Source organism: Curtobacterium sp. MCBA15_005 (assembly GCF_001864855.1).
GTDB classification, from domain to species: domain Bacteria; phylum Actinomycetota; class Actinomycetes; order Actinomycetales; family Microbacteriaceae; genus Curtobacterium; species Curtobacterium flaccumfaciens.
In genome coordinates, this window is sequence record NZ_MJGL01000003.1 from 682,975 (window position 1) to 692,459 (window position 9,485).

Below are 9,485 nucleotides of genomic sequence, written 5' to 3' on the forward strand. Positions count from 1 at the left end.
ACTACGCCTCGGTCGTCTCGTCGGCGGTCTCGGCGTCGTCGGCCTTGGCGGCGGGAGCCGTCTTCTCCGACTTCGGCTTGAGCACGGCCTTCTTCGAGGAGTCGACCTGGAAGGCCGGCTTCGGCTCGGCGACCTTGACCTTGGACTCGGTGTCCTTCTCGCCCTTGAACTTGGCCCAGTCGCCGGTCAGCTTGAGGAGGGCCGCGACCTGCTCGGTCGGCTGCGCGCCGACGCCGAGCCAGTAGAGCGCACGCTCGGACTCGATCTTGATGACCGAGGGCTCCTCGGTCGGGTGGTACTGACCGATCTCCTCGAGGACACGACCATCGCGCTTGGTGCGCGAGTCGGCGACGACGATGCGGTAGTAGGGCGCACGGATCTTACCGAGACGCTTCAGACGGATCTTGACAGCCACAATTGCTCCTGTTTGCTTTCGTTGTGGTTGAACTGGAACCGCGGGCGTGGGGGCACACACGGCGAAAGCTCGAGAGAGATCGCTCACAGCTGGATAGAGGGTCGAGCTGCGGCGATTCGACCGTTCATTCTTGCAGATTCCCGGCCGTGATGCGAGCCGACTCGCTACGGCGCGAGGCGCCGCACCGCTTCGAGGGCCTCGGACGTCGCCCGGACCGCGTCCACGCTCCGTGCGTCCCGCGCGCCGCCGACGACGGCGTACGGCACGCCGGCGGCCTGGAGGCCCGTGGCGAGTCCGTCAGGCGCGTCGCCCTCGGCGTCGGTCGCGCGCTCCTGCCCGGCGCAGACCACGACGGTGTCCGCCGGCACGCCGACCTCGTCCCCGTGCTCGTCGCGGATCCAGAGCACCCCGGGTTCGATGCGCAGGTACTCCTGCACGCCGCCGACCATCCGCACCCCGGCGTCCCGCAGCCGGCCGATCGCGACCCAGCGTGAGGTGATTCCGATCCCCTGGCCGAACTTGCCCGAACGCCGGAGCACCGTCACCTCGGACCCCGGTCGGGTGGTGCGCCGTGCCGCGGGGAGCCGCTGCGGCACGTCGCCGACGAGCTCCTCGGACACGTCGACGTCCCAGCGGGCCGCGAACTCGGCGGCCCGGACGACCTCGTCGGGTGACTCGGTCAGGAACGCCGCGGTGTCCACGCCGATGCCACCGCCGCCGATGATCGCGACGGTGCCCTCGGGTACGCCGTTCCGCAGGGCCTGCTCGTACGACAGCACGTGCGGCAGGTTGCTGCCGGGGACGTCGATGCTCCGCGGGACCACCCCGGCCGCGAGCACGACGGCGTCGCTGTCGACGAGGTCCCGAGCCGTGGCCGGGCGTCCGAGGTGGATCGTGGCGCCCCGCTCCGCGAGTTCGGCACGGGCGGACCTCACCGTGGCGGCGTAGTCCTCCTTGCCCGGGACGAGTGCGGCGAGGCCGAACTGGCCGCCGAGGCGGTCGGAGGCCTCCCAGACGGTGACGTCGTGGCCCCGACGGGCGGCGTCCACCGCGGCGGCGAGCCCGGCCGGTCCGCCACCGACGACGTCGACGCGCTTCGGGTCCGCGGTCGGCCGGGCGGGGAAGGCCACCTCGCGGGCGGCACGGGGGTTCACGAGGCAGGACACCGGTGCGCCGATGATCGAGCGGTCGAGGCACGCCTGGTTGCAGCCGATGCAGGTGTTCACCAGGGCGAACCCGCCCGCGAGCGAGCGCGACACGATGGCGGGGTCGGCGAGGAACGGCCGGGCGAGCGCGACGGCGTCGATGAGGCCGTCGCTGAGCACGGCCTCACCGTCGCGCAGGTCCGTCATCCGGTTCGAGGCGATCACGCGGACGTCGGGGTACGCGGACGAGCGCACCACCGCGGCGATCCGTGCCGCGTACGCCAGCCAGGCCCCGTGCGGCACCGAGGCCTGCACGGTCGGGGTGCGGGACTCGTGCCAGCCGATGCCGACCGAGATGCCGTCGAGCCCGAGCGGCAGCAGGTCGTGCACGAGCGCGTCGACATCGTCGTCGGTCGACGAGCCGGGCATCAGATCCGCGCCGGACAGCCGGATCGTCACGGCGAGCTCGGGCACCGCGGCGCGCACGGCCCGGACGACCTCGATCGCGAAGCGCCGACGCCGTTCCGCATCCCCGCCCCACTCGTCGTCGCGCAGGTTGGTCAGCGGCGACTGGAACTGGTTGATCAGGTACCCCTCGGACGCCATGATCTCGACGCCGTCGAACCCGATCGCGCGGGCGGTGCGGGCTGCGGCGGCGAAGTCCTCGATGGTCCGCTCGACCTCGGCCGACGTCAGCTCGGTCGGCACCACACCGCGGGCGGCCGCCCACGGCAGGGCCGAGGGTGCCACGACGCGCTGCGGGTCGCCGTGCCGGTCGACCATGCCCGACGCCAGCGCGTACCGCCCGGCGTGGAACAGCTGCGCGAGGATCGTCCCGCCCTCGTCGTGCACGGCGTCGACCGCCACCCGGAACCGCTCGTCGGCTCCCCCGACGCCGAACACCGCGAAGTCCGGACCCCCGCGGGCCTCGTCGTTCACCGCGATGCCGCCGGTGATGATGCACGCCGCCCCGCCGGCCGCCCGTTCGCGGTAGAAGGCGGCCATGCCGGCTCCGCCGTCGTCGTGCACCTCGAGCCCGGTGTGCATCGACCCCATCACCACCCGGTTCGCCAGGTGCAGGGGGCCGAGGGTCCAGGGTGACGCGACGGTCCGGAGGGACTCCGGCACGACGGGGGCGGAAGCGACGCTGCTCATGCGCCTATTCTGCGGTGTCCGCGCCCGGAGCGTCGGCCGGCAGCACCGCGTCGCGGAGGGGCGACGTCGTGTCCGACCAGTACGGCGGGGCGATGACCGTCAGACCGCCGTCCACCGAGAGCACCTGCCCGGTGATGTACCCGGCCTTGTCCGACAGCAGGAAGTCGACGGCGTCGGCCATGTCGTCGGCCGTCCCGGGGCGCTGCAGCGGGAGCTTCTCGAGGACGGTGTCCATCGGCGCCTGGCCGGGGACCTTCGTGTAGAAGTACTCGAGCGAGTCGGTGTCGATGAGGCCGCCGTTCACCGCGTTGACGGTGATCTGGCGCGGACCGAACTCCACCGCCATGTACTTCATGTACGCCTCGCTCATGGCCTTAGCGGCACCGAGTGCGGCGTAGGTCGGGAACGCCCGGAGCGATCCGTACGACGTCACGACGACGATGCGGCCACCCCGGTCCATCAGTTCCGCCGCGCGCTGGGCGCCGAGCACGAACGAGCGGGCGTTCGTGGCGTAGCTGCGGTCGAGGTGGTGCAGCTTGAGGTCGGCGACGGGCTTGAACGCGCTGGCCGCGGCGTTCGCGACGAACATGTCGAGGCGTCCGTAGGTGTCGCGCACCAGGTCGAACAGGGCGTCGATCGACTCCGGCTGCTCGATGTCGACCTGCGCCGTGATGCCGTCGCCGCCGGCCGCCCTGACGTCGGCCAGGGACTCCTCGGCCAGGTCGGCGTTGCCCTTGTACGTCACCACGACGGTGACGCCGCGCTGGCCGAGCTTCTGCGCGAGCAGGCGGCCGATGCCGCGCGAAGCGCCGGTGATGAGTGCGATGGGTGCGTTGGTGCGGTCGGTCACTGCAGTCCTTTGCTGACGGTGGTGGGAGACGGACGGGAGGCGCGGGGCGGGCCCGCCACGGGCCTCCAGTCCGTCGTCGGTCGGTTTCAGAACCCGGCTGCGCCGGTCACGACGGCGCGGCCGACGATCAGCTTCTGGATCTCGTTGGTGCCCTCTTCGAAGCGCTGCGCGCGTGCGTCGCGGTAGACGCGCTCGATGGCGTTGCGCTTCCAGTAGCCCTGCCCGCCGTGCACCTGCAGGGCCTTGTCGGTGACCCGGGCGAGCATGTCGACCGCGATCATCTTCGAGGCGCTGGAGAGCGTCCCGGCGTCGGGGCGGTCGTCTTCGTAGGCGCGGGCGGCCTCCAGCACCAGGGCGCGGGCGGCGGCGATGTCCGCGTAGTTCTCGGCCAGGTAGAACTGGATCGCCTGGCGGCTGGAGAGGCGCTTGCCGAAGGTCTCGCGCTTGTTGGCGTACTCGACGGCGAGCTCGTTCGCCCGCTCGGCGAGGCCGACGGCGCTCATCGCGACGGACACCCGGCTCGGCAGCAGGAAGCCGCCGAGCGCGACCTCGAGGCCCTGGCCCTCCTCGCCCAGGCGGGCGCTGGCGGGGATCGGGGTCTCGGTGAACCGCAGGATCGCGTGATCGGTGCCACGGATGCCCATGGTGTCGGAGTCGTCGATCACCTCGGCGCCCGGCAGCCCGGAGTTCGGCATCAGGAACGCGACCGTGCCGTCCTGGCCGCTCGTCCCCTCGAGCCGAGCGGCGATGAGCCAGTGGTCGGCCTTGACCCCGAAGGTGATGAGGTGCTTCTCGCCGTTCATCACGTACGTGTCGCCCTCGCGCCGGACCGTTGTGCGGATGTCCGCTCCGGTGCCCGCGGTGGCCTCGGTCAGGGTGAACGCGACGAGCGTGTCACCGGCGACGGACGGCTTGACCACCTGCTCGATCTGCTCCGGCGTCGCGTAGGGGGCCATCGCGCGCCAGGTGCCGTTGATGACGTGCACGAGCATGCGGATGGAGGCGTGCGAGCGGGAGACGACCTCCATGATCTCGAGGTAGCGCGAGAAGGGGATCGCCCGTCCGCCGAGCTCCGTCGGGGCGGCGAGGCTGAGCCACCCGTTCTCCTTGAGCTCCTGGAACAGCTCGGGGGCGACCCGGCCCGTGCGCTCGATCTCGTCCGCCCACGCCTCGCCGGGGCCGCGGACCCACTCGGTGACCTCGGCCTTGAGCTGCTGGAAGGCGGCTTCGTCGAAGCCCGTGCTCGTCTGCTCGACGATCGTCATCGTGTCTCGTTCTCCTTCGTCGCGACGAGCGCGGCCGCCTGCTCGCGCAGGATGTTCTTCTGGACCTTGCCGACCGCGTTGCGCGGCAGCTCGGTGGTGTACTCGAGTCGTTCCGGCCAGTAGTACTTGCTCACGCCGGCCGTGTCGAGGTACTGCTGCATCCCGGCGAAGTCGAGCGGCTCGTCCGCGCGGGCGTTCACGACCCAGGCGCACGCACGCTCACCGAGCCGCTCATCCGGCATCGCCACGATCGCGACGTCCGTGACCAGCGGGTGCTGGTACAGCAGGTTCTCGATCTCGACGACGGGGATCTTCTCGCCGCCGCGGTTGATGACGTCCTTCACACGCCCGGTGATCGACAGGAAGCCCTTCTCGTCGACCTTCGCCAGGTCGCCCGTGCGGTACCAGCCGTCCGCCGTGAACACGTCGTCGGTCAGGTCCGGGCGGTCGAGGTAGCCCGCGAACATCGTCGGCGAGTGCAGCTCGAAGTTGCCCTCGGTACCGGCGGGCAGCTCGATCCCCGCGTCGTCGACGATGCGGATCGAGATGCCCGGCAGCGCCCGGCCGTCGTGGCCGTAGGCGTCGGCGGGGTCGTCGCTGGGGCTGGACAGGGCCCCGAGACACGTCTCGCTCGTCCCGAAGGCGCCGAGGATGGCGCTGCCGAGCACCGTGCTCGCTCGCTGGGCCAGTGCACGGGGCACCGCGGCGCCCGTCGGCACGAAGATCCGGAGCGACTCCGGCTGCGGTGCACCGGCCTCGACCAGGTCGACGAGGTCGGTCAGGAACGGCGTCGCGCACTGCACGAAGGACGCCCGGGCGACGCCGAACGCCTGCTCGAGTGCGACCCGGCCGTCCCACACCGGCTGGATGACCTGCGGGGCACCGAGCCGGAACGCCAGCAGCATGCCGTACAGGAACCCGGTCTGGTGAGCGAGCGGCGACGGGATGTAGATGCGGTCGGCGCTGGTCAGCCCGGACTGCGCCACGTGCATGGCGGTCGCGAGTCCGAGCGTGCGGTGCGGGTGCTGCACGCCCTTCGGCTCCCCCGTGGTACCGGAGGTGAAGAGCAGCTGGCAGACGTCGTCCGGCCCGGGAGCGTGCGACGCGATCTCGTCGACGTCGACGTGCACGGCTGCCAGGGCGTTCTCGAAGTAGCGCCAGTGCCAGTCGCTCGCCACGACCCGCTCCAGGGCGTCGGCGGGCAGCGGCGGCTGGTTCGTCGGGGTGTCCCCCTGCCCGCGGGCCTCGGCGCGGAGCACGATGACGTGCTCGAGCGACAGGCGACGGTCCTGCGCGGCGGCCTCGTCGATGACGTCGAGGAGTTCGAGGGCGGGACGGCGCTTCCGGAACACGTTCGGCAGGAAGACCACGCGGGCCTTCGAACGAGCCAGCGTCATCGTGGTCTCGCGGGGACCGAACACCGGCATGATCGGGGTGGCGACGGCGCCGATCTGGATCGCACCGAGGGTGATCGACACGAACTCGCGCCAGTTGGGCAGCTGCATCGCGACGGATTCACCCGTGCGCACGCCGAGTTCGAGCAGCAGGGCGGAGACCCGGTCGGCCTCGTCCTGCAGCTCCTTCCACGTGGTGTTCGCGGGGGTCGCACCGCCGACCTCGATCACGGCCAGGCCGTCGGGGTCGGTCTGCGACAGGGCGCGGACCCGCTCGCTCAGGACGAGCGGGTCGGCGTCGACGCCTGCGAGCTCGGGCACGGCGACGGCGGGCTGCGGGACGGTGGGCTGCGGGGCGGCGGGCTGCGCGACGGCGGGCTGCGCGGTGGGCTGCGCGACCGGCTGGTCGGTTGGCTCGGGCGCCGCAGGCGTCTCGAGGGGCGTGCCGAGGTGCGTGCGGACCCCGTCGGCCTCGGCGGCGTCGATCCGGTCGTCCCGCGCCACCTGGGCTGCGAGCCGGTCACCGACGGACATGTCGAGCCCGACGGAGTTCATCGCCTCGAGGAACGTCGGGTAGGAGATCCGGTAGGCACGCGGGTAGGTCAGGCCGGACACCCCGTCGGCACTCGACGCCGCGACCGCGAGGGACATCAGCACACGGTGGTCGTTGAACGAGGACATCGGCGCACCGTGCAACCCGGCCGCGCCGACGCCGGTCACCCGCAGCTCGTCCGCGCCCTGCTCGGCACGGCCGCCCATCCGGTTCAGCTGGAGCATCGCCGCCACGCGGTCGGATTCCTTCAGCCGGATGTGCGCCACGTTCCACAGTCGGCTCGTGCCCTCGGCGAAGGTGGCCATCGTCGACAGCACGGGCAGCAGGTCCGGGATCGGACGGCAGTCGACGTCGAGCGGCCGGAGCGGGGACCCGTCGTGCTCGATCCGGACGAAGCCGGTCTCCTCGTCGATCCGCATCGGCACGCCCATCGCGGTCGCGAGGTCCAGGAACTCACTCTCCGGGTGGTCCGTCTCGGCCGTCGTCGTGGCCGTCATGCCGCGCAGCAGCACGTTCGACTCGCGGGTGCCGGCCGCCGCGATGCCGAACGCTGCGGAGCCGATGTCGGGCGGGATGACGTAGTCGTGCGGGGTGGCCTGCTGGCCCGCCGGGATCCGGTACTCGAGCCAGTCGTCGGAGACCTCGACCGTCAGGCCGAACTGCCGCATCATCCGCACGGTGAGCTCGACGTAGGGCTGCTCGTTGAGCCGCCCGCCGGTGATGTGGATCCGGGTCTCGTGCTCGGCGAACGGGGCCACCAGCAGCAGCCCGGACACCCACTGCGACAGGGTGCCGGCGATCGTCACGTCGCCGCCGCGCGGACGCCTCGGCTGCACGGTGACGGGCGGGCAGTCGTTCGTCGCCTCGAGCTCCACCCCCATCTGCGTCAGCGAGGTGAGCAGCGCCTTGATCGGGCGGCGCTGGAAGTACTTCATGCCCGACAGGGTCATCGGACGGTCGGCCAGCGAGGCGAGCCCGGTCATGAAGTAGAGCGTGGTGCCCGAGGACCCCATGTTGAGCAGTCCGTCGGCACCCCGCGAACCGTGGTCCACGACGTCGGTCGCCCGGTACCGGCCGCCCAGCCCGGTCACGTGGTACGCGTTCCCACGACGCTTGACGTCGACGCCGAGCGCGCGGAGCGTGCCCACGGTCCACTCCACCTGTCGCGTCGCGCTGACCCCGGAGACGACACTCGTCCCCTTCGCCAGCGACGCGAGCACCAGCGCGCGGTGCGCGTGGTACTTCGAGACCGGGATGTCGAGTTCTCCGACGAGCGGGGCGTTCGTCCCGCGCACCACCAACTGCATGCGTACCTCTTCCCTGTAGGAACATTTCAACGGTACGCCCACAGTGGAACTAGTTGCAGGACGATCCGCACGATCGGGACAACGCTTCGTTGTGCGTGTCCGACAAGGACCCGGGCAGGATGGACGGCATGGACATCCGCTTCACCGAGTCCCGCCCGTCGACCATCGGCGTCGAGTGGGAACTCCCCCTGGTCGACCGGGCGACCGGCGACCTCGCTCCCCGCGCCCCCGCCGTCATCGCCGCCGTGCACGAGCGGCTCGGCGACCACGACCGCGTCACCGAGGAGCTGCTGACCAACACGGTCGAGGTCGTCTCGAGCGTCCACGACCGCGTGGGGGCTGCGACGAGCGAGCTGTCCGGCATCATCGGCGAGGTCATCGACGCCGCCGAACCGCTCGACGCCCAGGTGATGTGCTCGGGCACGCACCCGTTCGCGGTGTGGGACCAGCAGGAGATCACCCCGGACAGCGAGCACTACACGACGCTGATCGACCGCACCCGCTGGTGGGGACGCCAGATGCTCATCTGGGGCGTGCACGTGCACGTCGGCATCGACGACCGCGACAAGGCGGTCCCGATCATGAACGCGATGCTCGCCTACGTCCCGCACCTGCAGGCGTTCACCGCATCGAGCCCGTTCTGGGGCGGCACCGACACCGGGTACGCCTCGAACCGCGCCCTCATGTTCCAGCAACTCCCGACCGGCGGGCTCCCGCCGCAGCTCGGCGCCTGGGCGAACTTCGAAGAGGTCGTCGGCGACCTCACGCACACCGGTGTCATCGACGGCGTGAAGGACCTGCGCTGGGACATCCGACCGTCGCCGGGCTGGGGCACCCTCGAGAACCGGGTCTCCGACGGCATCTCGACCCTGCACGAGGTCGGCGCCGTCACCGCGCTCGTGCAGTGCCTGGTCACCGCCTGCTCGGACCGGCTCGACGCCGGTGAGACCCTGCCCACCATGCAGCCGTGGTTCATCCGCGAGAACAAGTGGCGCGCGGCCCGCTACGGCATGGAGGCCGAGATCATCACGAACGTCGCCGGCGACGAGCGGCTCGTGACCGACGAGGTGCACGACCTGGTGCAGCGGCTCGACCCGATCGCCGAACGGCTCGGCTGCCTCGACGAGCTGCACCACCTCGACACGATGATCGAGCGCGGCGCCTCGTACCAGCGGCAGCTGCAGGTCGCGCAGGAGAACGGCGGCGACCTGCGCGCCGTGGTCCGCCACCTGGTCACCGAGTTCCGCGACGCGCTCTAGCCGCCACCGGACGAATCGGGCGTACCTGGTCGAATCGGGCGTACCTGGTCGTTCCTCCCGACCAGGTACGCCCGATTCCACTTTCCATCGCGCGTGCAATGGGAAGGAACGTCGCGCCGCGACCGGACGACGGACGGGAGGC

At 71.4% G+C, this 9,485-nt stretch carries 6 protein-coding genes; 1 reads left to right on the forward strand and 5 read right to left on the reverse strand.

Annotation, left to right across the window (positions count from 1 at the left end):
• Window position 1 precedes the first annotated feature (1 nt).
• From rpsP to aroA, 5 genes are all read right to left on the reverse strand, one after another.
• The gene (gene rpsP / locus BIU89_RS04345) at window positions 2-415 is read right to left on the reverse strand and encodes a 30S ribosomal protein S16 (RefSeq protein WP_027465884.1); all 414 of its coding nucleotides are present in this window, start codon (window positions 413-415) and stop codon (window positions 2-4) included.
• A 164-nt stretch (window positions 416-579) separates the two neighbouring features.
• Window positions 580-2,715 (reverse strand): oxidoreductase, encoded by a 2,136-nt coding sequence (locus BIU89_RS04350; RefSeq protein ID WP_071244858.1) that lies wholly within the window; start codon window positions 2,713-2,715, stop codon window positions 580-582.
• A 4-nt stretch (window positions 2,716-2,719) separates the two neighbouring features.
• Window positions 2,720-3,565 carry an SDR family oxidoreductase gene (locus BIU89_RS04355; protein WP_071244859.1) on the reverse strand — a complete coding sequence of 282 codons (846 nt, stop codon included), beginning with the start codon at window positions 3,563-3,565 and terminating at the stop codon, window positions 2,720-2,722.
• Between the two features lie 86 nt (window positions 3,566-3,651).
• Window positions 3,652-4,830 carry an acyl-CoA dehydrogenase family protein gene (locus BIU89_RS04360; protein ID WP_071244860.1) on the reverse strand — a complete coding sequence of 393 codons (1,179 nt, stop codon included), beginning with the start codon at window positions 4,828-4,830 and terminating at the stop codon, window positions 3,652-3,654.
• Window positions 4,827-8,084, reverse strand: a complete 3,258-nt coding sequence (gene aroA / locus BIU89_RS04365; RefSeq protein ID WP_071244861.1) for a 3-phosphoshikimate 1-carboxyvinyltransferase — start codon at window positions 8,082-8,084, stop codon at window positions 4,827-4,829. Before aroA ends, BIU89_RS04360 begins: the two co-directional genes overlap by 4 nt.
• Window positions 8,085-8,203: 119 nt before the next feature.
• Between aroA and BIU89_RS04370 the strand changes: the two genes are divergently transcribed.
• Window positions 8,204-9,343, forward strand: coding sequence for a glutamate--cysteine ligase (locus BIU89_RS04370; protein WP_027465888.1), 1,140 nt, complete (start codon window positions 8,204-8,206; stop codon window positions 9,341-9,343).
• Window positions 9,344-9,485: the final 142 nt, after the last annotated feature.

What these genes read in the sequence shown, in the direction of transcription:
- BIU89_RS04350 (WP_071244858.1), bottom strand. Translation starts at nt 2,715, where the DNA reads ATGAGCAGCGTCGCTTCCGCCCCCGTCGTGCCGGAGTCCCTCCGGACC.
- BIU89_RS04360 (WP_071244860.1), bottom strand. Translation starts at nt 4,830, where the DNA reads ATGACGATCGTCGAGCAGACGAGCACGGGCTTCGACGAAGCCGCCTTC.
- aroA (WP_071244861.1), bottom strand. Translation starts at nt 8,084, where the DNA reads ATGCAGTTGGTGGTGCGCGGGACGAACGCCCCGCTCGTCGGAGAACTC.
- BIU89_RS04370 (WP_027465888.1), top strand. Translation starts at nt 8,204, where the DNA reads ATGGACGGCATGGACATCCGCTTCACCGAGTCCCGCCCGTCGACCATC.